We start from the raw sequence: 24380 nt of genomic DNA, 5'->3' as shown, positions 1-24380 counted from the left end.
CGGTAATTTCAATAAATGTGGTTTTTTTATTATCTGATGGGTATGTCTTCAAGCACAAGCAAACGGCAATTTGCGGGGCTTTCAGGACAACTGATAGGGTTTTTTAAGCTTTAACTGATTCTTGGAATGCTCTGTGCCGACAGGTAGCCTTGCCGGGTGTTTTCGTCCGTGCCCGTGTGGGCTGCGGGCCTATCTAATCAGAGGAATACCATGAACCCGACGGCGCTTTTGCTTGCCGCATTCATCCTGTCGATTGCCGGGCTTTTTGCCTTTATCTGGTCCTTGCGCAAGGGCCTGTTCGATGCTGACGTCAGTGGTGCGCGCACTATTTTTCACAAGGGCGAAATCGGCCAGCCCGAAGAACCCTCGGCCGATGCTGCCCAACGGCAGGCGCTAAGCCTGGCGGCGGCCGACCATATTGCAGAGAACCATGGTCAGCAAACCAGCGCGCTTGAAATGGCGGCGCGTGAACAGGCCGATCGTTCCAGTTCCATGCCTGCGTTCTTACTGATTGTCTGTGCGGTGGTCTGGCTGGTGGTGGCCTCGTTTGCGGGTTTGATCAGCTCCTTGAAACTGCACTGGCCCGAGTTTCTGGGTGACGTTTCCTGGTTGAGCTTTGGCCGTCTGCGCACGATTCACCTGAATGGCGTGGCATATGGCTGGGCACCCATGGGCTTGTTGGGGCTAACAATCTGGATGTTGCCGCGCTTGCTGCAAACCCCTTTGCTGGGTGGCCGTTTGGTGATGGTGGGCGGTCTGGTCTGGAATGCTGCGCTGGTGGCGGGGATTGGTGCTTTGGCCATAGGCTTGAATGCGGGTTTGGAGTGGTTGGAAATCCCCTGGCAAATCGGTGTGCTGTTCGCCTTTGGCGGCATGATGATCGGTATGCCGCTGGCCTTGATGCTCTCGCAACGCAAGGTCAAGCACTTGTACGTGTCGGTGTGGTACATCGGCGCGGCGCTGTTCTGGTTCCCCATTCTGTATCTGGTCGCCAAGGTTCCTGGCGTGCACTTCGGGGTGGAGCAAGCCACCATGAACTGGTGGTTCGGGCATAACGTGTTGGGCCTGTTCTATACCCCCATGTCGATTGCCGCTATTTACTACTTCCTGCCCAAAGTCATTGGACGCCCTGTGCGCTCCTACAACTTGTCGCTGCTGGGCTTCTGGACGCTGGCCTTTTTCTACGGACAGGTGGGTGCGCACCATTTGATTGGTGGTCCTATTCCTGAATGGCTGATTACCTTGTCCATCGTGCAAAGCGTGATGATGGTGATTCCGGTGCTGGCCTTCTCGGCTAACCAGCATTTGACGTTGAAGGGGCATTTCAGTGCGCTGCGTCACTCGCCCGTTCTGCGTTTTATTGTCTTTGGCGCCATGATGTACACCGTCGCGTCCTTGCAAGGTTCTGCTGAGGCCTTGCGTTCGCTGAACTCCATTACACACTTCACGCACTTCACGGTGGCTCATGCTCATCTGGGTATGTACGGCTTTGTGACCATGGTGATTTTCGGCGGAGTGTACTTTGCCTTGCCTCGCATTCTGAACACGGCCTGGCCCCGGCCTGCCTTGATCTCCTGGCACTTCTGGCTGGTGGTGGCTGGCTTTGCGGTGTACATGATCACGCTCAGCATTGGTGGCGTGCTGCAAGGTTTGGCCTTGCTGGATCCTGCCCGTGGTTTTATGGAGTCGGTGGCAGTCACCATGCCCTGGTTGCAAGGCCGTTCTATTGGCGGCGCCATGATGACGCTGGGCCATCTGGTCTTCGCCCTGCACGTATTGCTGATGATTGTGAAGTCGGGTGCGTTTGCCTTGACCGAGTCCCGCTCGGCTGCAGTGCGCCGTACCGCTGAGCTGGAGGTTTAAGGACATGGAAAACGAACTGAAGTTGATTATCGGGTCCATGGTGACCTTGTCCTTGGCAACGGCCGCCATGATTGTGGTGCCTTTTTTGCAGTTGAAGGACGAGCCTGCCCCTGAAGGTTTGTCGCCCTATACCAGTCAGGAAGTGCGGGGTCGGGCGGTGTATCGGGGCAATGGCTGCATTACTTGTCACACGCAGCAGCCCAGTACAACGGGCGCGGGTGTAGCGGATGCGAGCCGTGGCTGGGGGCGTGCTTCGGTCGCCGGGGATTATCACTACGACGATCCACCTTTGCTGGGCACCATGCGCACCGGGCCGGATCTGTTCAATATTGGTGTGCGTCAGCCTAGTCAGGATTGGCATTTGGGACACTTGTACGATCCGCGCGCTTACTCGCCGGGCAGCAATATGCCTCCCTATCGCTTCCTGTTTGAAGCCAAGAACCCGGATCAGATGCAGCCTGACGAGCGCGTCGTGAGTCTGCCGCCGGGTGTGGCACCGGAGGGCAAGGTGGTGGTAGCCCGTCCGGAGGCCTTGGATCTGGTGGTGTATTTGCAGTCACTCAAGCATGTGTATCCGATCTTGAGTGCTGATGTGGTGGGGAGTGAGGAATGAACCGGCCTGTTCAAAGTCGTCAAAGCGAGAATGCTGATCCCCACGAGCAGTACAACCCGATTCCGCGCATAGTGATTCTGGTGATTTTGGCCTTGCTGGCCTGGGCGGTGTATTACATCGTCTCGGCTCAGCCCAACAGCTCTCCGCGTTTGGGGGATCAGCGTCCTTTGGCGGTTCTGGCTCCTGCGCCTGGCAGTGCATCTGCGGATGGCAAGCAGCTATATGCCAATGCCTGTGTGGCGTGTCATCAGGCGACGGGGCAAGGTTTGCCAGGGGTGTTCCCGCCTTTGGCGGATTCAGAGTGGGTGAAGGGTGACCCCAAGGTACTGGCGCAATTGGTGCTGCACGGGGTTACGGGGGCTATCACGGTGAAAGGCCAGGAATATCAGGGGGCGATGCCTGCATTTGCAGAGCAGTTCAGTGATGCGGAGCTGGCGGCTGTGTTGAGCTTTATTCGCCATGAGTGGGGGAATGAGGAGGATGCCATTACCCCCGAGTTTGTTGCCGAGGAGCGGGCTGCCAGTGGGGATCGTAGTCAGCCTTGGCAAGGGGAGAAGGAACTGTTGGAGTGGATTGCGGCGCATTGAGGTGGCTGCGATGAGTTCTTCTGGAATTAATAATTAGAAGCACGTTTTGAAACGGTAGCACGCCGGGAACAGGCCCCCGGCTTTTGAACCGATATCTCGCCCGACCCCAGGGTTGGAGATGTCGGTTTTTTTTTGTTGGGTGTCTCTGTGGGGACGCCGCTTGGGGGCCGGGTCCAGGGGGGCGGGCTTGACTACTTGCCGATGCTGCGCATCGGTACCCTTGTCGGTTCTGATATCCGGGCGCCCTGTGAACTCGCCCGGTGATTGGTCCCCCGGACCAATCACAAGCGTCGGGCTCAAACAGCACAGGGCTTGCATCCCGGATATCAGAACCGCCTGCGGCAAGCAGTCTGAATCGCCCGCCCCCCTGGACCCGGCCCCCAAGCGGCTCACAACGGAGAAATATAAGAAAACCGATTTGGGGTGGAAGGAAGTGCTGGTTGTAGCGCGGACGGGGGCTGTCTAGTGTTTTTTGGTTTGGCGCTTGGTGGGGCTAGGGCTTGTGGTTGGCCGAGTTGTTGTGATGAGTTGAAGGGCTACTGCGATTGGGCGGAGTGCGGCCAGTTGAAAAAGCCCAAAAGTATTCAGCAATGATAATTAGCATGCCTGCAGTATTCACACGCTGATGATAGGTATCGATCTGTAGCGAGAGCTCGTAAATCAGTAGTTTTTAGAAGGGCGCTTTGAGGGTTGCCGCTTAAGAATAAAGATCTAGGCATTGAGATCTGTCCATGCTGTGCCTGGATTTGGGAAGCAAACCGACTTGAATCGTGGAAATGCATCACTGTGAACCACTTGGGTCCCTCTGCCGGGATTGGGCGGATCAGAGTACTTGCCGCGGGCAGGAGATAGCGTAGGGGTGCAAGCATCCTGCTGTTTGAGCCGGACGCTTGTACTTGGTCCGGGGGACCAAGTACCCGGCGAGTTCAGGATGCGCCCGTAGCTATCTCCTGACAAGGGCACCGGTGCGTAGCACCGGCAAGTGCTCAGCCCGATCCCGGCAGAGGGACCCAAGTGGTGGCTTCACGGAGACCGATCTCATCATTCAAAGACCGATTTCACTCTCCGTGAATCCCCACATATACAGGCAGACTTACGCCGCTTTCTTCCGTAACGTCAGCCAAAGACCAGCCAAGATAGCCACCAGTCCCAACCCAGCGCGAGCCGCCAAGGTATTCCCTAGAATCAGGAAATCCAGCCCGGCTGTCACCACAGGAACCAGATAAAACAGGCTAGTAACGTTGACCAGATTCCCGCTGCGAATCATGCGATACAGCAGCAACTGGGCCAGCACGGAGATCACCAGACCAAGCCAGACCACCGGCCCCCAAAAGCCCCATGTGTTCTCCCAGCGGATTTCCTGTCCCAAACCCAGGGACGCAAGAATAAACAAGCCCAGAGACAAGGAATACTGCAAAGGCATTCCTTGCAACGCCCCCACGGGCTGACGCTTTTGAACAATGGTCCCCACAGTGATGCTCAACAAAGCAGCAATTGCAAATACCAGACCCATCACGGACAAACGGCTGACAATCAGGCTTTGATACACCACCAGAATCAGTCCTGTCAGCGATAGTGCCAAACCGGCCACACGGCTCAAAGAAAAACGCCGCTCGGTCAAAGCCAAGGTCAGAATCGGCTGTACACCCAGGATCGTCGCCAGCAGACCCGGTGTGATCCCTTGAGCCAGGGTTTCAAAATAGAAAAACGAATACAGCCCGATCATCAGCAAACCGCTGATAGCTGGCAGCAGACGTTGCCCTTTGGGTGGCAGCCAGCCGCCATTGAAGTGCCCCAGCATGATCACCATAGGTAGGGCGATGGCAAAACGCAGGATCAGCATGGCCATAACCGAGCCATGATCCAGACCGATACGCGTGAAAATACCCGCGCTGCCCCAAAGCAGCACGAACAAGGCAATAGCACCCGCTTGGGCGCGAGAAGAAGAAGTCATGATGTTCTTTATCTGTCTAAATAAATTAGGTTTGTCTGCAAAGACATTCCAGGCGCATCAATGGCGCAGGAAAAGAAAAAGAGGTCTTAGGAGCAGACGCTGTAGACGCGTGTGTCGACGACGACGTCGGACACGACTGCGGCTTGATTGACGACGCCTGGGGCGACGACAGTCAACAGCAAGACAGATGGAGGGGAGCCCGCCCGCAGCGACGCGGCCCGCGACAGGGGCAGAGTGCTTGGCAAAGAGGATGCGGGGCGGTTCATGAAATAAGAATCAGATCGTTAAATCGATGAAGTACTGTAGCACAAAATATATTCAGCACGCCAATCATCAGCCGCTAGGGTAATCGCTAGTACAGGCGATAGTCCGGGCTATGTAAGAATTGCACCGATCGCGATTTCAGATCGCTGCGACATTTCCAAATAGATACGACATCCGCTGCCAATGCTGCCAGCGCCGATGCCGGGCAAAAAGGCCCAGACCGGTTCAATGCTTGAACCGGTCTGGGCCTTTTTGTTTGCCTGAAATAAATCCGACCTCGTAGTTAGGTTGCGAACTATCTGGAACCTTGCTTCGCGGCACGATGCCATCGCGATACACAGAGCTCACGCAGCGTCAGCAAGATCTGACGCCAGCCAGGCCGGAATCGTCACCTTGTTTTGGAGGCTTATGCCATGTTGGGTGTTGCGCTTTTCTTTATTGGGGCTGTGCTGATTGTGAATGGCGTGGGTTTGACTGGACGTATTGAAAGTCGGGACCTGGCCCCCTTTAACTTGCTGGTGGGGCTGTTGGCCCTGTTCATCAATTTGCTGGGCTTGCAGCGCGGCGAGCAAATGGCGGATTACTTTGCCGTTGCTGGTGGGCTGCTGTTTGCCTTCACCTATCTGTATCTGGCTGTGGTGCAGTGGTATGGGTTGAAAGGAGTGGGCTTTGGCTGGTATTGCCTGTTCGTTGCCATCAGCGCACTGGCCTTTGCCGGTTCTGCCAGCGATCCGCGTTTGATCGCCATGTGGCTCTTGTGGTCCAGCCTGTGGTTTCTGTTTTTCCTGGCCTTGGGGTTGGGACGGTCCTTGCGTATCTTGCCTGCGTATACCGTCTTGATCGGGGCCTTGACCTGCTGGTTGCCCGGCACCCTGATCATGATGGATGCCTGGTAGTTTTCATAGGAGTGCAAGCGTGGTGGGGGCCAGAGTAATGCAGTTTTTTGGAGTAACCTGATGCTCGCTCGTAGTGTTTACCGGCAGGTCCGTCGACCTGCGCCCCTACCATGCTAGACAGGAGATGGACTTTGGCTCACAACGAACCCGTACGCGTCGGCGTTCTTTATTCCGCAACCGGCATGACCTCTACCATTGGTCAGTCGCAATGGCAGGGCACCAAACTGGCGATTGAGGAAATCAACGAGGCCGGTGGCCTGCTGGGGCGTGAACTGGTGGCGGTGTGCTACGACCCGGCGTCCAGGCCTGCTTGCTACGCTGAACAGGCCGAGCGGCTGATTGTGCAGGACCGCGTCAACGTGATCTTTGGCTGTTATATGTCCAGCAGCCGCAAGGCCGTGATCCCGATTGTGGAGAAGTGGAACAAGCTGCTGTTCTATCCCACCCTGTACGAAGGTTTCGAGTTTTCGGGCAATGTGATCTATACCGGCGCGGCGCCCAATCAGAACAGTGTGCAGCTGGCGCATTTCATGACCAGCAATTTTGGCGCGCGGGTCTACATGATTGGCTCGGACTATATCTACCCCTATGAGTCCAATCGCATCATGCGCGAGCTGGTCATGCAGCATCCCGATAGCAAAGTGCTGGGCGAACACTATCTGCCATTGGATGCCAGCGAGAGCGATTACAGCCTGATCATGGAAGACATACGCCAGAAACAGCCGGACTTTATTTTCTCCACCGTGGTGGGGGACTCCACTGCCAATCTGTATCGTGCGTATGCCAATGCGGGCTTTAATCCGCAAACCATGCCCATTGCCAGTTTGACGACCTCCGAGGCCGAGATTGCCCAGATGGGCGCGGATATTGCCTGTGGACACTTCACCGCTGCACCGTATTTTCAGTCCATCGAGTCGGAGGTCAATGCGCGTTGTCTGGCCAGTTTGCGCAAGCGCTTTGGGGCCGACTGCCACCCTAATCTGTGCTGGGAAGCTGCCTATTCACAGATGCATTTGTTCGCCAATGCGTATCGACAATCCGCCAGTGATGCGATCGGAGATCTGCTGCCCTACCTGTTGGGCAGTGAACTGGATGCACCTCAGGGGCGGATCAAGATCGATCCCAATAATCACCATACTTGGCTTTATCCACGGATTGGCCGCATCAATGCCGACGGCGAGTTTGCGATTGTGCGCCAGGCAACGCGCCCGGTCTCGCCCGACCCGTATCTGGTTACCCATTCCTTGGGCGACTGGACTGCCAAGCTGGATACTTTGGAGACATAAAGCGTGGCCAACTCCTCTTCCTACGGTGATGAGCCGGCAAACAAGCCTTTGCGAATGCGGAATCGTTTTCCGCATGCCACCTCGCCGCAGCTCAAGGAACTGCGGCAATTGACGATGGTGGTCATGCATCCGGACGATAGCGATGGCCGCTTGCTGACCCAGCAACTGCAGCGTATCGGGTGTTCGGTCCAGACGATCTGGCCACCCACGCAAAACCTGCCTTCAGGAACGGATCTGGTCTTTCTGGCCGTGCAGCCTGATCTTTTGCACCTGCGCCTGGATTGGGTCTGCGAGGAGGAAGCACCCACGATTATTGCCGTGGTCAATTATGAAAATCCCACGATAGTGTCGGCCGTGCTGGATTTGAATATTCAGGCGATCCTGCCTTCGCCCATACGCTCTTTTGGCTTGTTGTCCACGGTGGTGCTGGCGCGTAAATACCATAAAGAACTGCGCCAGCAACGTCGGCTGATCAGCAAGCTGCAAACCAAACTGATGGGGCAGCGGCATGTGGCGCAAGCCAAGACGATCTTGATGCGTACCCATCAGGTGTCCGAGGACCAGGCCTACGATTTGATTCGTGAGCAGGCCATGAACAAGCGCAGCACGATTGAGGATATTTCGATTGCCATTGTGAATGCCAGTGAAGTGCTGTCCCTGGGGCAAAAAGGTTCGTCCTTGCTGGGGAACTAGTAAGGCGTTTTGGCCAGGCTGAGCTGCGGTGGCTGGCTAGAGCAGGCGCGTGATTGAAGTGGTAGGCATAGGCTTGCTTGGTAAAGAGAAAAAGGCAGAAACACTACCCGTTTTCATTCCTCCTACAATAGCGACTTTCTAGAGTACGCCGCTGCCCCAGCGTAGAGATAATGAGCCATCAGGAATATGAACAACCCCGATCTGCCCTTGCGGTGACATCAGAGCAGCGCGCAGCCTGGGTGCAACTGCAAAAAGACCGCGATCAGCTTTACGAGCAATTAGAGACTCTGAACCGTGGCCACCTGGATTTGAGGAAATTCTTGCTCAAGGCCAAACGCAATAATTGGATTGCCTGCACTTTAGTGGTGATTTTTACCGCGCTTGGCTGGTTGCTGGATGCATCGGTCTGGCTGCGTTGGTATGTATTGCCGATTACGTTTTTCTGCTGCGCCTTGTTGTGGTTTGGCGGAAAGCTGCTGGATCGGCTAATGCAAAGCAAGATTGCGAATCTATCCGAGTTTTTGCAACAGACGGATGCACAAATAGAAAAGGGGCGGCCTATCTTCGAGACAGACCACCCCCAATCCGATCAAGCTTGAAGTTACTCAGTGGAGCTTGGTGTCGCCACTCCCCAACCCAAGGCCTGATACAAGGCAATTACATTCAGGTACGAGCCGGTTTCCGCTATTGCCAGTTCTTGCCGGGTCTGGTTCAGGCTGCGCTGATTTTCCAGCACTTGCTGATAGGCACCGGCTCCCACTTCATAACGCGTCAAGGCACGCTCATGGGCATTTTCCAGATGTGACGCCGCCCGCGTCAGGCTAAGCAGGCTTTCCTGATGTTGAGTCAGCCTTTGCAAAGAGCCCTGAATTTCTTCCTGAGCTTGCAACAGCACTTGTTGATAGTGCAGGCGTGATTCATCGGCCACCGCCTCCATGCCACGCAAGCGCGCTTTGGCATGGCCCAGGCGCAGGGCAGGCCATTGCATGGCAGGTGAAACATCAAAGGCACGGGCAGCATGGCCCAGGTCGCTACCTCGCAAAGCAAAAAAGCCAATAAAGCCAGCCAGATCCAGGCGGGGGTACAGCTCGGCGGTGGCGGCGGCCACTTCGTGCGAGCTGGCCAGGATTTCTTGCCGGGCGGCGCGTACGTCAGGCCGGTTGAACAGCATGGCGTTCACATCGCCTAACGGCAAGGAAGCGGCCAAGGGTGCCTTGGCGCTGGGCAATGGCGTATCAATGCTCCCGGCTTGCCCGCCGCTTAGTACCTGGATGCGCAAACGAGCCAGTTCCAGGTCGCTGCGCAGTTGGGGCACCAGGGTTTTGGCGCGCTCCAGACCAGCCTGGGCATTGTCCAGATTCTCCGGCAATTCCCGACCCAGCGAGACGCCAGCCTGCACCAGCCTGATCGTATGCTCCCAGCTGCGTACGTCATCCTCAGCCAGAGCCAGTTGCCGTTGCAAACCTTGGGCTTGCACGTATTGGCGTGCCAGTTCAGCCGCGATAGCCTGGCGAGTCAGATCCAGTTGGTCTGCACTGGCCTCGCTGCGAGCCTGCGCAGAACGGGCCAGTTGCTCCAGACGACCGAACAGATCGATCTCCCAAGTGGCCTGCATGCCCAGGCGCCAGTTCTCGGTAATACCGTGATCAATGGAGCCATCGGGCGCGGCAAATTGTGAACCGCTACGGTTGTAGCTGGCGTGGGCCGTGATGGCGGGTAGACGGTCGTGTTGGCGCTCGTCGATCAGGGCGCGGGAGGCCCGCCAGCGGGCCTGTGCCTGGGCAATATCCAGGTTGTGGTCCAGGGCCTTGGCAATCAAGGCGTTCAGTTGCGGGTCTTGCAGCAAGGTCCACCAGTTTTCGCGTTGCTCGGTGGCTTGAGCGAACTGGCTGTTCCAGTTGGTGTCGGCCAAGCTTGGAGCGGTGGGAATGGAGGTGTCCAGCCCCACAGCGCAACCGCTCAGGATCAGGCTGGGGATCACCAGTCGCAGAGCACGCGCCACAGGCGCTAGCCTGTTTGATAGTTGTGGCGTCATGATGAGTGTTCTCCAGTCGAAGGGCGCAGGGCTTGCGCCAAATCGCGCGCCCGCGGGGTGTCTGCTTGATGGGCGTGATCACGCGCCAGCAAGGTATACAAAGTCGGCAAGATAAACAGGGTGAATATTGTGCCGATCAACATGCCCGAGACCAGCACTACGCCCAGGCCAAAGCGGCTGTTAGCACCCGCACCCGAGGCAAACAGCAGAGGCACTAGACCAAAGACCATGGCCCCGGTTGTCATCAGCACAGGGCGCAAACGAATGCGGGCGGCCTGCAAGATGGCTTCGGGCTTTTTCAGGCCCTCTTTGAATTGCAGTTCATTGGCAAACTCCACCATCAGAATGCCGTGTTTGCTGATCAGGCCGACCAGCGTTAACAGACCTATCTGGGTGTAGATGTTGAGCGTGCCAAATCCCAGGGCCAAAGGCAGCAGGGCACCGCACAGGGACAAGGGCACCGTCACCAGAATGATGATGGGGTCCACCAGGCTTTCGTACTGTGCGGCCAGTACCAGGTAAATCACCACCAGTGCGGCCAGGAAGGCCCACACCAGAGACTGACTTTCCTGGGTGAATTGGCGCGACTCCGATTGCCAGTCATGCGTGAATCCTGCAGGCAATTGACGGGCGATGTCGTCCAGATAGCCCACCGCCTGTCCCAGCGTGACGCCCGGTGCTGGAATGGCTTGCAGCGTGGCCGAGTTTTGCTGGTTGAATTGGCGCAGGCTGTTGGGCTCCACTTCGCTGTGGATTTGAACCATGGCCGACAAGGGCACCAGCTCGCCATTGGCGCTGCGTACAAACTGACGTGTCAGTGCTTGAGCCGTCAGGCGCAGTTCACGCTGGCTTTGTGGAATCACGTCATACGAGCGACCATCCAGCGAAAAGCGGTTCAGGTAATTCTCGCCCACCAGTACGGCCAGGGAATCAGCAATATCTCGCAGACTGATCCCCATGCTGGCCGCTTTGCTGCGGTCAATTTCCACGCGGGAAACGGGCTTGTTGTAGTCCAGATCGCTGTCTACCACGACGAACAATCCGCTTTCACGGGCTTGCTGTTTGACCCACTCCATCGTGTCGTACACCGTGCGGTAGTCGCCGGGGCTGCGCAGCACCAGTTGAACCGGCAGACCGCCGCTGGAACCGGGCAAGGGGGCAAGCTGGAAGGCGAAGATACTGCTGCCGGGAATCGCGCTGACACGTCCTTGCAGCTCACCCTGTACGGCGCTGGCATCGCGCTCGCGCTTGCTCCAGTCCTTCAGGTTGATCCCGCCAAAGCTGGCAGCCGGGCCGTCTGTCCCCACAATCAACCAGGTGCTTTCGGTTTCGGCCACTTCACGATACGTGTCATCCAGCAGCTTGCCGTCGCGCTCGGCATAGGCCAGGTTGGCATTTTGCGGAGCTTTCACGGCTGTCAGCACGCTGGCCTGATCTTCAATGGGAGCCAGTTCGCTGTGCGTCATTTGATAGAGCACGGGCAGGCTGGTAAAGACCAGCAAGGCCATGGCGCCCGTGATCCAGCGATGGCGCAAGGAGCGAGCCAGCAATCGACCGTAGCGGGCCGACAGACCACCAAAGAAGCTCTCTGCCAGGTGCGCCATGCGACCTTCATCTTGCTGTGAGGGCAGTAGCAAGGAACTCATCACTGGGGACAAGGTCAAGGCCACGACCCCGGATACCAGCACGGCACCGGCCAGCGTCAGGGCAAACTCTTTGAACAGTGCTCCAGTCAGGCCACCCATCAGACCAATCGGGGCATAGACGGCGGCCAGGGTCAGGGTCATGGCGATCACTGGGCCGGCCACTTCACGTGCGCCCAATAAAGCCGCCACCACGGGTGAGCGTCCGGCGGCAATGTGACGGTGTACGTTTTCAACCACCACAATCGCATCGTCCACTACCAGTCCGATAGCCAGCACCATGGCCAGCAAGGTCAGCAAATTGATGCTGAAACCAAAGGCCAGCATCAAGGCGGCTGCTCCCAACATGGACAAGGGAATGGTAGCCAGCGGAATCAGCACGCTGCGGAAAGAACCCAGACACAGATAAATCACCAGCACCACGATAATCATGGCTTCGGTCAGGGTCTTGAGCACCTCATCAATCGAGGCCTGGATGAAGCGGGCGGTTTCAAAAGCCAGGGCCACTTCCACGCCGGGAGGCAAGGTGGCCTCAATGGCTGGGAGGCGATCACGAATGCCTTCCACAATCCGCAAGGGGTTGCCGCCGGGAGTGGGGAACAAGCCCAGGTGAATCGCGGGCAGGCCATCCATCAGGGCGCTGGTTTCCGTCGCTGCTGCTCCCAGCTCTACCTTGCCTACGTCGCGCAGTCTAACCAGCGAGGTGCCGTCTTCGCGCACGATCAGGTCCTGAAATTCGGCCACGCTGGTCAGGTCCGAATTGAGCTGAATATTGCTCAAGACATGCTGGCCTTTGACCATGCCGGGGGCGGCCTGATAGTTGTTGGCACGCACAGCCTGGGCAATATCGGCAGCTGTCAGTCCATAGCCCGCCATGCGGTCCGAGTCCAGCCACAGTCGCATGGCCAGTTTTTGACCACCAAAGGTCTGGATTTTCGCCACGCCATCAATCGTGGAGAACATGGGCTCCACTACGCGGGACAGATAGTCATTCAGTTCCGGGATGGAGATTGACGTCGTGGAAAAGCCTACATAGGCCACCGCAGTGGAGTCCCCGGAGGAACGTTCCACAACCGGGTCATAGGCGCCTTCAGGCAGGCGGTAGCGCACCTGGCTGACCTTGCTCATGACTTCGGTCAGGGCCTGGGTAGAGTCGCGGTTCAGCTCCATGCGCAAGGTCACGACACTGCGGCTTTGCACGGAGTTGGAGGACAGGTAATCCACCCCTTCCACCGAGGCCAGAGCCTGGGCGATGGGCTGGGTGACAAAGCCTTGCATCAGTTGTGCAGAGGCGCCGGGGTACTCGGTGGTAATCGTGATGGTGGAGTTCTCCAGCAGGGGATACTGCCGGATGGGCAGCTTGTCCAAAGAGAACAGCCCCAACATCAGGAGCAAAGCGCTGACCACCAGGGCAAGTACCGGCCGACGAACGAACAAGTCGGTAAAGCCGGGACGGGAGGTGGTGTTCATACGGGCTCCTTGTCCTTGGCGGTTTGTACTGTGGAGCCGTCCTGAATCTTGATCTGGCCGGCGCTCACAACCTTGTCGCCTGCTTTCAAGCCATCAATGATTTCGACACGCTCATCCCATTGCTCGCCAGTTTGTACGGCCACGCGCTTGACCTGCCACAGACCCTGATCCGTGGGGGAGGCCACAAACACGGTCTGGCCGTAGGCGGTGTAGGTCAATGCGGTTTCGGGCACGGTCAGGACGGGCGCTTCGGCGGGGCGCTTCAATTGAGCACGGGCGTACATCCCCGCTTTCAGGCGATTGTCCGGGTTGGGCAGCAGCGCTTGCAGGCGCACGGTGCGCGAATCTCCAATCAAGGGATCGATGGCGCTGATTTCAGCCTGGAAGTTCTCGCCTGGCCAGGCGTCCACCTGTACGTGCAGGGTCTGGCCCACCTTCAGGTCCGGCAGGCTTTGCTCTGGCACGGTCAGATTCACACGCAGTTGACTGTCATCGACCAGGCTGGCGATGGCTTGGCCGGGTTGCAAGTAGTGGCCCTGATGCAAGCTGGTGATACCGATGCGACCCGAGAAGGGGGCGGCAATCTGTTTCAAGGCCAGTTCAGCGCGTTGATATTGCAGTTGGGCCTGGGCCACAGCGTGATCGGCCTGGGCTTGATCCAACTGCTCCTGGGTAGCGGCTTGCTGTTCCTTCAGCTTGCGTACACGGGTGAGCTGAATGGCGGCCTGTTTGACCTGTGCCTGCTCGCGGCGCACGCTGGCTTGTTCCAGTTCGTCATTGAGCAAAACCAGTGGCTGGCCTGCCTTGACTTGCTGTCCGGAGGTGAAATCAATCTTGCGAATACGGCCGCTGGTCTCTGCACTGAGCAGCACTTGCTGCCAGGCTTCCAGTGCACCGACGGCATGCAAAAGACGAGGAGCGGTCTGGGACTCGACGCTGGATAGTTCGACGACGGCAGGCGGATAGGCTCCCCCTGCTTGAGCTTCTTGCGAGGCTGGCAGCAAACGCCAGCCTATGGCCAATACGCCGGCCAGAACGGGAATCATGATCCAAGTACGACGCGAACTCATGCTGCCGACCCTCCTGTCAGGGAAGAAGGCCACAAAGGCTGTTTGTTGGGAAGAGTCCAGCCGAATCGCTGATCACTTTGCGACCAGTCTTCGGGTTTGAAGTAGGTGGCTGACACAAGCTGGGCTTGCCGTAACCATGACAGAGGTCCGGCAAACAGAATCCAAATGAGGGGAGGCATGGCAGGTTCCTGTGACAACAAAGAGGCAGCCAACATGGCTTGCCTTAATTAGGTACCTGGACTATAAAACCTCAAGTTAACTTGAGGTCAAGGGGTGTCAAGATGGCAAAAACAGTGGATTTCAGTCGTGCCTTGACGGTGGGAGAAGTGGCCAAACGCAGTGGTGTCCCTGTCTCGACCGTGCATTTTTATGAAGCCAAGGGCTTGATTGCCAGTACGCGGAATAGCGGGAACCAGCGTCGTTTTGATTCGGTGGTTTTACGCTATATTGCGATCATCAAAGTGGCGCAGCGTACCGGGATTCCCCTGGAGGAAATCCACGAGGCCTTGCGTGGTTTGCCACCGGGCAGCAAGCCATCCAGCAAGCAATGGCGAGCCATGTCCAGCCGTTGGCAGGCCAGTTTGAATGATCGTATTGAGCAGTTGACGCGACTGCGCGATGAGCTGACCCACTGTATTGGCTGTGGGTGCTTGTCCATGAGTGAGTGTCCCTTGCGTAATCCGGCCGATATTCTGGGCCAGCAAGGGCCCGGTCCCCAGATTCTGGAAAGAAAACTGGAGACCGGAACAGAGGCTTAGCTCGGGTCGGGCGACTGCGCGTACAGCGCGGTGGCTTCGGAAGTGACCAGGGACTGATAGCGCTCGAAGTGGTTCAGGATGTCGTTGATGACCTGACTGGAGGACAGGCCCATCAAGTCATAACCCCGACTGCCATCGGCAAAGACAGTACGCACTTGCCATTCTTGAGGGCGAGCCTGTTCGTTGCGTGCTGCTGCCGCGGTAAAGCTGGCAACCCGGCGAGCGCGCAACTCGACGCCATAGACAAAGTTGCGCTGGTTGTCGGCCTGAATGGTTAGTTGGGCCGTATCCTGCTCGCTGGTCTCCAGGCTGACGTTCAGGTTGCGTTTGCCCAGCTCGTCGGCCACGGCCTGCAAGGCGGGAACCACGGTTTCACCCATGAAGCGACGGGCGTCCCGCTGGTTGGGCGTGTGCAGGATCGTCGAGAGGCGTCGACGCCAGGACACTTCCGAGCCGGGAGCCGGGCCGGACATGGGGCCTTGACGACGCAATCGTGACATATCTGCCTTCATGCCTTTGAACAGCCCCAGGATCAACAAGAACATGATGATGGCAAAGGGCAGGGCACTGACCAGCGTGACGGTTTGCAAGGCTGTCAGACCACCGGCCAGCAAGAGCAGGGAGGCAGCGGTGCCTTCCAGCGCGCACCAGTAAATGCGTTGCCAGACTGGAGCGTCTTCCACCCCACCGGCAGCCAGGGTATCGATAACCAAAGAGCCCGAGTCGGCCGAGGTCACAAAGAAAATGGCTACCAGAATAATTGCCAAGGTCGAGGTTACATTGGACCAAGGCAGGTATTCCAGGAACTCGAACAGGGCCACGGATGCATTCGCGGCAGCATCCTGGGCCAGTTGGCCCGCCGCCACACCCATATCCAGGAAGATGGCAGTGTTGCCAAAAACGGTCATCCAGAAGAAGGTGAAGACGGTGGGCACCAGCAAGACGCCCAGTACGAATTCACGTACGGTGCGGCCACGCGAGATGCGGGCGATGAACATGCCGACAAAGGGCGACCACGCGATCCACCAGGCCCAGTAAAACAGGGTCCAGGCTTTCATCCAGCTTTGCCCGCGGAATGCTTGTGTACTAAATGAGCGTGCAAAGAAGTTATCGAGATAACCGCCGATATTCTGTACAAAAGCATTCATCAAAAAGGCTGTAGGGCCCACGGCGAGCACAAACAGCATCAAGGCAATGGCAACCAGCAAATTCAGTTCGGACAGGCGGCGAATGCCAACATCCAATCCGCTGACAACAGATAGGGTAGCCAGCGAAGTAACCACCACAATCAAAATAATTTGTAGCCAGGTTTCCTGCGGCCAGCCAAATAAATGCTCCAGACCAGCATTGATTTGAAGTACGCCCAAACCCATGGAGGTAGCAATACCAAATAGCGTGCCGCAAACAGCGAAAATATCCACGCTATCGCCAATCCAGCCTTCGATACGCTTGCCAAACAAGGGATACAGGCCCGAGCGAATGGTTAAAGGCAGGTTGTAGCGAAAGCAGAAGTAAGCCAGCGACAAGCCAACGACCGCATAGACGGCCCAGGCGTGAACGCCCCAGTGAAAGAAGGTGATGATCTGCGCCTGATGGGCGGCTTCCACTGTGCTGGCCAGGCCCGAGGGCGGGGCCGAGAAGTGTTGCAGTGGCTCGGCCACGGCAAAGAACATCAGGCCAATCCCCATACCGGCAGCAAATAGCATCGCCATCCAGGTGAGATAGGGGTAATCAGGCTCCGAGTCGTCCGGCCCTAATTTCAAATTGCCGTAGCGGCTTAATGCCAGATAGACGACGGCAAAGAAAAACAGGGCCACAGCCAGGATATAGAACCAGCCGAAACTTTTGATGACCCAGTTTTGTAACTGCTCAAAAATAAGTGCGGCGTCTTTAGGGAAAATAATCCCGATCAGCAAAAAGACCAGGACGATAAAGGTAGATCCCCAGAACACCCGTGGATGTAGCGTGCTTTTAAAAGGCAGCCCCATGTCATGCTCCGTTTGTAACTAAGAGGGCACAGCTTAACGAGAACGACTGCCGGTTGAAAGGTTTGTTAGATTAGGAAATATTTGCTCAGGCTCGGAAAGGATCTATTGGCAAAATTAATTCCTGATGTCCGGCCTGGCGGGTTAATTCCAACTGATGCAGCACACTGGCGCTGGCCGTATGCACCGCAGAATGCAGGTCTGCACCCAAAATCAGATGGGCCAGCAAGGTGGAGGCAAACAGGTCTCCGGTGCCTTTGGCAGCGCAATCCACGCGTGGATGGCTAAGCAGGGTGTCGGCACGCGGCTCCTTGCGGGACATCAATAATTTGATCTGACCATCCTGCCAGGAGTCGGGGGCGGCACTGGTGGCAATGACCCATTCGGTCCGGCCATTTAGCAAGGCGTGCGCGGCACTGGAACTGCCCTGGATGGTGTCGCAAGGCTGTTGGGACAGCAAGGACAGCTCGTAATTATTGGGGGTCAGGCCCGTGGCAAGCGGCAGCAAGGTTTCGTGATAGGCGGGGATCAGTGCCGGGTCTACGTAGACGCCTACATCCAGATCGCCGATGACCGGGTCCACTATCACCAGAGTGTCAGGGTGCTCTTGCAGCAACGCTTTTAACCAGCGCGCAATGATGACGGCTTGATTGGCGCTGCCCAGATAACCGATCAGGACAGCGCGTACCTTGTCCAGCGCACCGCGCAAGACCAGATCATTCAGAAAGCCTTCCAGCCATTCATCGGGGACAGCACCGCCGTGCATCGTGGGGTATTGCGGGTTGTTGCTGAGCAACACGGTGGGAACGGCGGCCACTTTAAAGCCGTGTCTACGCAAAGTCGGGCCGGCAACATTGTTGCCTACCCGACCGTAGACGACTTGAGACTGAATCGAAACGACATCCACATGGTAGGGATGTCGTTCACGATCGACAAACGTTACAGCAGCAGTGTTCATGCAGTGCAATCAGCGGAACTGGCCTGTTTAAGTTGGCTGAGCCAGCTGGTCAGGACCGTAGCGGCAGCGGCGTGCAGGCGTTTTTGTACCGCCATGGCTTCCAGACGCAGCATTTGCGGATCGATATCAGCTTGTCCCAGTTCGTTGGCATGACCAACCAGCCAGCGTTCCAGCTTGCTGGTGTCGGCTTCCAGGTGAAATTGCAGGCCCAGTACTTGGGTTCCGAAGGAGAAGGCCTGATTGGGGCCTACGTCCGTGCTGGCCAGGTGAATGGCTCCGTCTGGAATATCGAACTGATCCCCGTGCCAGTGCAGGACGGGAATGCCGCTAACGGCGGCCAGGGGCGATTCTTTGCCCGCTTCGCTCAGTTTCAACGGAGAGAAACCGATTTCTTTCACACCCAGGGGGTAGACATTGGCGCCCAGGGCGCGCGCAATCAGTTGTGCGCCCAGGCAAATGCCCAGCAAAGGTTTGCCTGCCAGCAAGAACTTGTTGATCAGTTCCAGCTCATCAGACAGGAAGGGGTAAATCTTTTCGTCGTAGGCGCCGATTGGCCCGCCCAATACAACCAGCAGGTCAGCGTCCTGTTCACCCACGTGACGCAGTGACTCGACGGAAGGGTCAATGTATTGAACTTGGTAGCCCTGTTCGATCAGAACAGGTTCCAGTGTGCCCAAGTCTTCAAAATGGATATGACGCAGTGCGATGACTTTCTTCATAAGAGGTTCTTTCAATCCAGATGGTAAGGATGTCAGCTCGTGGTACCGATGTCTACATTAATGGCACCCGATAAGGGGAAGGTGCAACATGCCAGTGCATGGCCCTGGGCCTTGTCCTGGTCGCTCAGGCAAAAATCCGGTTCAGAGCGGTACTCGCCCTCCGAAATCTGTACCCGGCACGCGCCGCAAATGCCCGAGCGGCATTGACTGCGAATAGGCACATCGGCGGCCTCCAGCATTTCCAGCAAGCTGCTGCCCGGTTCAGGCGAGAGCGTTTGCCCGGTGCTGCGCACATTGATTTGCAAGGGGGGACTGCCTGCTTCAGGCAGGATTTCCACGCCGGAACTGGCGGGCGGGGAAAAGGCTTCAATCAACATGTGCGAGATGGGGTGCGCCTGAATGGTGTATTCGCGCAAGGCCTGGGCAAACCCATGGCTGCCGCAAATCACCACGGCCTGCGGGTCTTTCAATTGCTCCATATTTTCAAAAGAGGGGCGACCCACTTTGAAATGAGCGCTTTCGCGAATCTTTTCCTGTGTGACAAACACGGTCAGCGTGAACCAGCTGGTGCCCAGATCCAGTTGCAGCAGTTCATGCAGGAAGGGAATGTCGGCAATACGGGCAATACTGAGGAGCAAATGTACTTGTGGTACAGGCAAGCCGTCCTGGGCTCGCGCCGCCAACTCACGCAGCAAGGCAATGGGCAGGGTAATGCCAATGCCGCCTGCGATCATGGCGATACGCTCGTAACCCACAATAGAGTTCACCGAGATTTCACCCGCCACATATTGCAGGGGCACACTCATGCCCTCGCGCAAGGTGGCGTGCAAGTGATCGGAAACACTATTGCGCCCCGACCCTTTTACGGCAATTTCAATCAGGTCTGGATCGGCCACACGAGTGATCGAATACATACGCTGTTGAATGGTGCCGCCGGTATCGGGGTAGCTCAGGGCGACGTGCTTGCCTGCCTGCAAGGCTTGCAGAAAATCAAAATGGCCGCCCTGCACCCGCAAGGTAAACACTTTGACGTTTCCGGCCTCGGGGCGAACGGTCTCGCAGCGCGCCTGAATCATGGCTGTCATTGCAGCGCCTCCTGTTGTTCGGCCTCGGCAGGAGCCTTGCCGGACTTGCTGTTCAGGCCAATGCGCTCGATCAGGCTTTCTACCGAGCCGGTGTACACGCCAATTTCGTTGGAGTCGCCGGTGTCGTGCAAAATGTCGCGGGCATGGGGGAAATTCACCATGGAGAAGACTTTTTCCCAGGCGCCCATTTCATTGTTGGCGAACATTTCTACGGTGCGCAAAATAACGGCGCGCATATGCTCGCGCTCTTTCTGGCTCAGTCCGTGAATGATGTCCGACGCCACAAAGCTGAACACGCTGGAGTGGCTCCACTCGTCCATGGCATGGGTGCGGGTAACTTCATGACACACGGTCTGGATGCTCTTGTCCTCGGCCATGGTCTTCAGGTAGTCGGTAATCAGGGTCTCGGATGCGCAGGCAATGGCAAAGCGGGTCAGACGACGCTCGGATTCGGAACCGCATTGGCTCAGGATGTCATTGCGCCACTGCACCAGGTTGAAATTGGTGAAATCCAGGGGCGTCAGACCACGCATGGAGTAGATGTAGTTGCAGGCCATGATGGACATGCGAGTGTGCAGGGCCTCGTCCAGCAAGGCCTGGGACATCACGTCTTGCAGCAGATTGCGGTTGGCGCTTGGGGGCGGGGTCTTGATGATGTCTTCGCAAGAAGGCGTGACCACGTTGCACTCAACGTAAATGGTCTTCAGGTTGTAAATGCCCCAGGCATAGGACAAGCACTGCGATTTCAATTCTTCAGGAGCTTCCAGCCAGGCCTGATGCTCGCGAAAAGGCAGCAGGCATTCGCTGAAATCGGCCTTGTTGGGATCGAAAGCCAGATTGTTGTAGTCAGGCAGTTCCTGATTCACGGCAGCCCGGTTTTTCCAAAGTACCGACAGTTTTTGCAGCATATTACGTACGGCGTCATCAGTTTCGTAGCTTTTGATTGTCATTTCAAACTTCCTTGCTGTTGATTGCGATCTGTTCGAAATGAACAGGTCGTTTCTTTATTCCACCTATCTTTATTTCCAAATGGAAAATCGCAGGCTTAAAAGGATTTGCCGATTCTTATGGACAAGGCCCAAAAAAATCCCGTTGCCGGGTTTCTTGAACCGTGGGGATCAGCGTGGTTGAACTGCCGTTAAAGCAATGGCGTTTCCTGTAGTCGTGGGAAAACTGGGGATGTTTTTTATCGTGCACAGATTGAGAAAGGTGATAATCTGCTTGAGCGTTTAGAAGTATGGGTGTTGAGTATTCGTTGGCTGCATTCTAATGATCCTATGACAATAAATGACAGACCATTTCAAGATCATTTGACAGACCACTTAATAATAAAAATTTGAATCTTGTTTTAATTCTTGACCAGGATAATCGGGATTGGCGTTCTCTCTGTGTTTCAGAGGATTTTGAATTCTTTATGCTTTGAATGTTTATTCAAATAACAATAATTAAAAGTGGTCTGGTGAATTAATTTTTAATGGACTGTTTTATAGGTCGATAAACAGAATAGGATGTTTATCTTTCGCCCTTGGAGTCCGTGCGTCCAGGGCAGCACTTTTGCCTGGTATCGGGCAATGAGCCACGACCCTATCGTGGCTAATCTCTAAACAGGAACTCCCATGAAGAGTCTTGCCGGTGGCGACACCCCCCACCAGCCTCTGGCGGGTTCGCAATTTCTACAGCAAAGTGATCGCAATCTTTGGGACATCATCGAAGCCGAACGGCGTCGCCAACAACACACCATTGAGCTGATCGCTTCCGAGAATTACCTGAGCCGCTCCGTTTTGGATGTGCAGGGCTCCTTGCTCAGCAACAAGCAGGCGCAAGGCTATCCTGGGCAACGGATTTACGGCGGGTGCGAACAAGCCGATCAAACCGAAGAGCTGGCTATCGAGCGGGCCAAGTCGGTTTTTGGGGCCTCTTACGCCAATGTGCAGGCGCACTCGGGCAGCCAGGCCAATCTGGCGGTGTATCTGGCCTTGCTCTCACCGGGCGACACGATTCTGGCGCTGGATCAAAGTGCGGGCGGGCACCTTAGCCACGGTTCGCATTTCAATGTGTCCGGACGCTGGTTTCAGACTTGCTCGTATGGAGTGGATCGTCAAACGCAGTGGGTCGATATGGACGAGGTTCGTGCCCTGGCCCACAAGGAACGGCCACGGTTGATCATTGCCGGAGGTTCGTCCTATTCACGTACGCCAAATTTTGCCGAATTCAGAAATATCGCCAATGAAATCAACGCTTATTTAATGGTGGATTTGGCCCACGGCGCGGGGCTGGTGGCGGCCGGTCTGATGGAATCACCTGTCAAACATGCCCATGTCACGACCTTTTCCACACATGGCACCTTACGCGGACCGCGGGGTGGGATTATCTTGAGCAATGAGCCCAAGCTGGCCGAGCGCTTAAGTCAGGCCGTATATCCAGGGCTGCAAGGCGGACCTTTGCTGAACATTCTGGCCGCCAAGGCGGTGGCTTTGGGTGAAGCGATGAGCCCATCCTATAAAGCCTATGCCCAGTCCGTCATCATCAATGCGCGCAGCTTGTGTCGCCGCTTGTCCGAAGGTGGGCTGACGGTGGTGTCAGGGGGAACAGACTGTCATTTTGGTGTGGTGGATTTGCGCCCTTGGGGGCTGTCCGGGCCTTTGGTGGAGCAGGTTCTGGCTCAGCTGGGCATTAGCTTGAGTAAACACCGTGTGCCGTATGAGCAAGCCTCTGGCGCCTACTCGGGGGTACGGGTCGGCAGTGCCGCCTGTACGACTCGCGGTTTGGGCGAAGATGATTTCAAGGAAATTGGCGACATGATTCTGGCCTTGCTGGGCGGGGTGCGCAGTGGTTCGCGCAATCCCCGCACCGAGAATGCCATTTTGGAAGGGGTCGCAGACCTGAACCGGCGATATCCCTTGATGTATTGATTTTTCCCGGCTCAGCCTTTGCCCTGACGCAGAGCGTTGGCCAGACGCAACATGGCGGACTCGATCTCGTAGGCGGTCAGGGAGGCATAGCCCAGCAGCCAGCCCTGTTGTTTTTCTTCACCAATGTACAGACGGCTCAAACCCGGCAGTTGAACGCCAGCACTCAAAGCGCGGCGCAGCGTGTGTTCTTCTGACCAGCCCGGCTCCAGAAAGCAGGGAATCTGCAAACCGCCTTCAGGTCGGGCCGCACGAACGATTCCTTGCAAGTGCTGCTCGATGGCTTCCAGCATGATCTCCCGCCGCCCGGCATACAGCTTGCGCATGGCGCGAATATGCGAGTTGTAATGTCCGTCTTCCATAAAACGCGCCAGCGTCAGCTGCAGGATTTGCGGTGTGTGACCATCCATGATGCTGCGTGCCTGGGTGAATGGTTTGACCAGCTCGGGTGGCAGGGCCATATAGCCCATGCGCAGGCCTGGATACAGGGTTTTGCTGAAAGTGCCCAAGTAAATTGTGCGTTGGTATTTATCCAGCCCCTGCACACACGCCGTGGGTAAGCCGTCGTAATGAAATTCGCTGTCGTAGTCGTCTTCCATAATCCAGCGGCCATTTTCAGCCGCCCAGTGTATGAGCTCCAGACGACGTTCCAGGGACATGGTGGCCCCGGTGGGGTACTGGTGTGAGGGTGTCACGTAAATGCAGTTCGCGCCGCTGCGATCTTCATTCAGCAGATCGGTGCGCAAGCCTTGCTCGTCCACGCCAATTGGTACGACACGAGCCTCGGCTGCTTCAAAGGCTTTGCGGGCGCCGAAGTAGCCAGGATTTTCAACCAGAATAGGTTTGCCAGCATCGACCAGTAATTGCGCGCACAGAAACAAGGCCTGGCGCGTGCTGCTCAGAATCAAAATCTGATCAGCGGAGACCTTCGCACCACGCTCCAGATTCAGGTACACGGCAATCGCTTTACGCAGGGACTCGGTGCCTTGCGGATCGCCATGCAGCAGGATGTTGGCTCGATAGTCTTTCATGGCCTGACGCTGCAGGCGTTCCCACACATCGGTGGGGAAGTTGCGGGTTTCCGGCAGGCCAGTGGCAAAGGCCTTGATGGTCTGTTGATCGGCAATGCCGCCACTTTCAAACACGGCGCGACCCCGACGGCTTAAGCCCGTACCGGGTTCCATTACGCTGCGTTTCAGATCCTGGGCTTTGATGCGGCGATAGGCACTGCCGCGCAGTTCCGTGCCGACCGACTCGGAAACATAGCTGCCCGAGCCCTCGCGCCGCACGATAAAGCCGTCTCGATGCAGTTGAACATAGGCGTTTTCAACCGTATCGCGGGCCATGCCCAAGGATTTGGCCAGGGAGCGTGTGGCAGGCAGCTTGACCCCCGGACCCAGGGCGCCATCCAGAATCAATGCCCGCAAGGCACGCTGAATGCGCTGGTGAAGATCCAGGGATTGAAGTTCGTCATCGTTAAGACGCATCTTCAAGGTGTCCAGTTCAAACGAACGCGTCATGCGGTCTGCTCCAGAGAATATTAATGGTCTGACTAGTCAGACCATTGTGCTCGTAGACTTGATTGTCATTGC

At 56.6% G+C, this 24380-nt stretch carries 19 protein-coding genes; 9 read left to right on the top strand and 10 right to left on the bottom strand.

Annotated elements, in window-relative coordinates:
- Positions 1-210 precede the first annotated feature (210 nt).
- Genes M2Q46_RS08125 through M2Q46_RS08115 form a run of 3 tightly spaced genes read left to right on the top strand, consistent with a single transcriptional unit; the run spans position 211 to position 3063 of the window.
- Positions 211-1863: a cbb3-type cytochrome c oxidase subunit I gene (locus M2Q46_RS08125; protein ID WP_026484662.1), complete on the top strand. Its 1653-nt coding sequence runs from the start codon at positions 211-213 to the stop codon at positions 1861-1863.
- A 4-nt stretch (positions 1864-1867) separates the two neighbouring features.
- On the top strand, positions 1868-2476 hold the full coding sequence (locus M2Q46_RS08120; RefSeq protein WP_302357026.1) for a cbb3-type cytochrome c oxidase subunit II: 609 nt from the start codon (positions 1868-1870) through the stop codon (positions 2474-2476).
- The gene (locus M2Q46_RS08115; protein ID WP_083053171.1) at positions 2473-3063 is read left to right on the top strand and encodes a cytochrome c; all 591 of its coding nucleotides are present in this window, start codon (positions 2473-2475) and stop codon (positions 3061-3063) included. The genes M2Q46_RS08120 and M2Q46_RS08115 overlap by 4 nt, the downstream gene beginning before the upstream one ends.
- A 1093-nt stretch (positions 3064-4156) precedes the next feature.
- Here M2Q46_RS08115 and M2Q46_RS08110 read toward each other — a convergent pair.
- Positions 4157-5017, bottom strand: coding sequence for a DMT family transporter (locus M2Q46_RS08110; protein ID WP_302357025.1), 861 nt, complete (start codon positions 5015-5017; stop codon positions 4157-4159).
- A 677-nt stretch (positions 5018-5694) separates the two neighbouring features.
- Between M2Q46_RS08110 and M2Q46_RS08105 the strand changes: the two genes are divergently transcribed.
- From M2Q46_RS08105 to M2Q46_RS08090, 4 genes are all read left to right on the top strand, one after another.
- Entirely contained in the window at positions 5695-6177 is a 483-nt protein-coding gene (locus tag M2Q46_RS08105; protein ID WP_060186338.1) for an AmiS/UreI family transporter, read from the top strand.
- 131 nt (positions 6178-6308) lie between these two features.
- Positions 6309-7463, top strand: a complete 1155-nt coding sequence (locus M2Q46_RS08100; RefSeq protein ID WP_257723599.1) for a transporter substrate-binding domain-containing protein — start codon at positions 6309-6311, stop codon at positions 7461-7463.
- A 3-nt stretch (positions 7464-7466) separates the two neighbouring features.
- Entirely contained in the window at positions 7467-8156 is a 690-nt protein-coding gene (locus tag M2Q46_RS08095; protein ID WP_143241158.1) for an ANTAR domain-containing response regulator, read from the top strand.
- A gap of 170 nt (positions 8157-8326) precedes the next feature.
- Positions 8327-8755, top strand: a complete 429-nt coding sequence (locus M2Q46_RS08090) for a hypothetical protein (protein WP_137431199.1) — start codon at positions 8327-8329, stop codon at positions 8753-8755.
- A 2-nt stretch (positions 8756-8757) separates the two neighbouring features.
- Here M2Q46_RS08090 and M2Q46_RS08085 read toward each other — a convergent pair whose 3' ends face one another.
- From M2Q46_RS08085 to M2Q46_RS08075, 3 genes are read right to left on the bottom strand one after another with little or no spacing between them, the layout of a single operon-like run.
- Complete coding sequence (locus tag M2Q46_RS08085; protein WP_083053172.1) at positions 8758-10191, bottom strand: efflux transporter outer membrane subunit; 1434 nt, start codon at positions 10189-10191, stop codon at positions 8758-8760.
- Positions 10188-13304, bottom strand: a complete 3117-nt coding sequence (locus M2Q46_RS08080; RefSeq protein ID WP_247966521.1) for a MexW/MexI family multidrug efflux RND transporter permease subunit — start codon at positions 13302-13304, stop codon at positions 10188-10190. Before M2Q46_RS08080 ends, M2Q46_RS08085 begins: the two co-directional genes overlap by 4 nt.
- On the bottom strand, positions 13301-14374 hold the full coding sequence (locus tag M2Q46_RS08075; RefSeq protein ID WP_035271994.1) for an efflux RND transporter periplasmic adaptor subunit: 1074 nt from the start codon (positions 14372-14374) through the stop codon (positions 13301-13303). The genes M2Q46_RS08080 and M2Q46_RS08075 overlap by 4 nt, the downstream gene beginning before the upstream one ends.
- Positions 14375-14655: 281 nt before the next feature.
- On the opposite strand from M2Q46_RS08075, the gene soxR reads away from it, so the two are divergent.
- Positions 14656-15132 (top strand): redox-sensitive transcriptional activator SoxR, encoded by a 477-nt coding sequence (soxR, locus tag M2Q46_RS08070; protein ID WP_009459330.1) that lies wholly within the window; start codon positions 14656-14658, stop codon positions 15130-15132.
- Here the strand turns inward: soxR and M2Q46_RS08065 are convergent.
- From M2Q46_RS08065 to M2Q46_RS08045, 5 genes are all read right to left on the bottom strand, one after another.
- Positions 15129-17120 (bottom strand): choline BCCT transporter BetT, encoded by a 1992-nt coding sequence (locus M2Q46_RS08065; RefSeq protein ID WP_035271998.1) that lies wholly within the window; start codon positions 17118-17120, stop codon positions 15129-15131. The two genes, soxR and M2Q46_RS08065, sit on opposite strands and share 4 nt — an antisense overlap.
- A gap of 85 nt (positions 17121-17205) precedes the next feature.
- Positions 17206-18075 (bottom strand): pyridoxine/pyridoxal/pyridoxamine kinase, encoded by an 870-nt coding sequence (pdxK, locus tag M2Q46_RS08060; RefSeq protein ID WP_302357023.1) that lies wholly within the window; start codon positions 18073-18075, stop codon positions 17206-17208.
- Positions 18072-18794: a glutamine amidotransferase gene (locus M2Q46_RS08055; protein WP_083053174.1), complete on the bottom strand. Its 723-nt coding sequence runs from the start codon at positions 18792-18794 to the stop codon at positions 18072-18074. Before M2Q46_RS08055 ends, pdxK begins: the two co-directional genes overlap by 4 nt.
- Before the next feature lie 32 nt (positions 18795-18826).
- Positions 18827-19879: a 2Fe-2S iron-sulfur cluster-binding protein gene (locus M2Q46_RS08050; RefSeq protein WP_302357021.1), complete on the bottom strand. Its 1053-nt coding sequence runs from the start codon at positions 19877-19879 to the stop codon at positions 18827-18829.
- Positions 19876-20829, bottom strand: a complete 954-nt coding sequence (locus M2Q46_RS08045) for a diiron oxygenase (RefSeq protein ID WP_226349036.1) — start codon at positions 20827-20829, stop codon at positions 19876-19878. Before M2Q46_RS08045 ends, M2Q46_RS08050 begins: the two co-directional genes overlap by 4 nt.
- 666 nt (positions 20830-21495) lie before the next feature.
- Between M2Q46_RS08045 and glyA the strand changes: the two genes are divergently transcribed.
- Positions 21496-22791 (top strand): serine hydroxymethyltransferase, encoded by a 1296-nt coding sequence (glyA, locus tag M2Q46_RS08040; protein ID WP_052159405.1) that lies wholly within the window; start codon positions 21496-21498, stop codon positions 22789-22791.
- 11 nt (positions 22792-22802) lie between these two features.
- On the opposite strand, the gene M2Q46_RS08035 is transcribed toward glyA, so the two are convergent.
- Positions 22803-24308 (bottom strand): PLP-dependent aminotransferase family protein, encoded by a 1506-nt coding sequence (locus M2Q46_RS08035; RefSeq protein ID WP_021446938.1) that lies wholly within the window; start codon positions 24306-24308, stop codon positions 22803-22805.
- Positions 24309-24380: the final 72 nt, after the last annotated feature.

Source organism: Alcaligenes sp. YSL9 (assembly GCF_030515105.1).
Taxonomy (GTDB): Bacteria; Pseudomonadota; Gammaproteobacteria; order Burkholderiales; family Burkholderiaceae_B; genus Alcaligenes; species Alcaligenes phenolicus.
The sequence above is the reverse complement of the archived record's forward strand: the minus strand, read 5'-3'. Positions and strand labels throughout refer to the sequence as shown.

Excerpts from the sequence above, each read along its gene's own strand:
- M2Q46_RS08125 (WP_026484662.1), top strand. The coding sequence starts at position 211 with ATGAACCCGACGGCGCTTTTGCTTGCCGCATTCATCCTGTCGATTGCC.
- M2Q46_RS08120 (WP_302357026.1), top strand. The coding sequence starts at position 1,868 with ATGGAAAACGAACTGAAGTTGATTATCGGGTCCATGGTGACCTTGTCC.
- M2Q46_RS08115 (WP_083053171.1), top strand. The coding sequence starts at position 2,473 with ATGAACCGGCCTGTTCAAAGTCGTCAAAGCGAGAATGCTGATCCCCAC.
- M2Q46_RS08110 (WP_302357025.1), bottom strand. The coding sequence starts at position 5,017 with ATGACTTCTTCTTCTCGCGCCCAAGCGGGTGCTATTGCCTTGTTCGTG.
- M2Q46_RS08105 (WP_060186338.1), top strand. The coding sequence starts at position 5,695 with ATGTTGGGTGTTGCGCTTTTCTTTATTGGGGCTGTGCTGATTGTGAAT.
- M2Q46_RS08090 (WP_137431199.1), top strand. The coding sequence starts at position 8,327 with ATGAGCCATCAGGAATATGAACAACCCCGATCTGCCCTTGCGGTGACA.
- M2Q46_RS08085 (WP_083053172.1), bottom strand. The coding sequence starts at position 10,191 with ATGACGCCACAACTATCAAACAGGCTAGCGCCTGTGGCGCGTGCTCTG.
- M2Q46_RS08080 (WP_247966521.1), bottom strand. The coding sequence starts at position 13,304 with ATGAACACCACCTCCCGTCCCGGCTTTACCGACTTGTTCGTTCGTCGG.
- M2Q46_RS08075 (WP_035271994.1), bottom strand. The coding sequence starts at position 14,374 with ATGAGTTCGCGTCGTACTTGGATCATGATTCCCGTTCTGGCCGGCGTA.
- soxR (WP_009459330.1), top strand. The coding sequence starts at position 14,656 with ATGGCAAAAACAGTGGATTTCAGTCGTGCCTTGACGGTGGGAGAAGTG.
- M2Q46_RS08065 (WP_035271998.1), bottom strand. The coding sequence starts at position 17,120 with ATGGGGCTGCCTTTTAAAAGCACGCTACATCCACGGGTGTTCTGGGGA.
- pdxK (WP_302357023.1), bottom strand. The coding sequence starts at position 18,075 with ATGAACACTGCTGCTGTAACGTTTGTCGATCGTGAACGACATCCCTAC.
- M2Q46_RS08055 (WP_083053174.1), bottom strand. The coding sequence starts at position 18,794 with ATGAAGAAAGTCATCGCACTGCGTCATATCCATTTTGAAGACTTGGGC.
- M2Q46_RS08050 (WP_302357021.1), bottom strand. The coding sequence starts at position 19,879 with ATGACAGCCATGATTCAGGCGCGCTGCGAGACCGTTCGCCCCGAGGCC.
- M2Q46_RS08045 (WP_226349036.1), bottom strand. The coding sequence starts at position 20,829 with ATGACAATCAAAAGCTACGAAACTGATGACGCCGTACGTAATATGCTG.
- glyA (WP_052159405.1), top strand. The coding sequence starts at position 21,496 with ATGAAGAGTCTTGCCGGTGGCGACACCCCCCACCAGCCTCTGGCGGGT.
- M2Q46_RS08035 (WP_021446938.1), bottom strand. The coding sequence starts at position 24,308 with ATGACGCGTTCGTTTGAACTGGACACCTTGAAGATGCGTCTTAACGAT.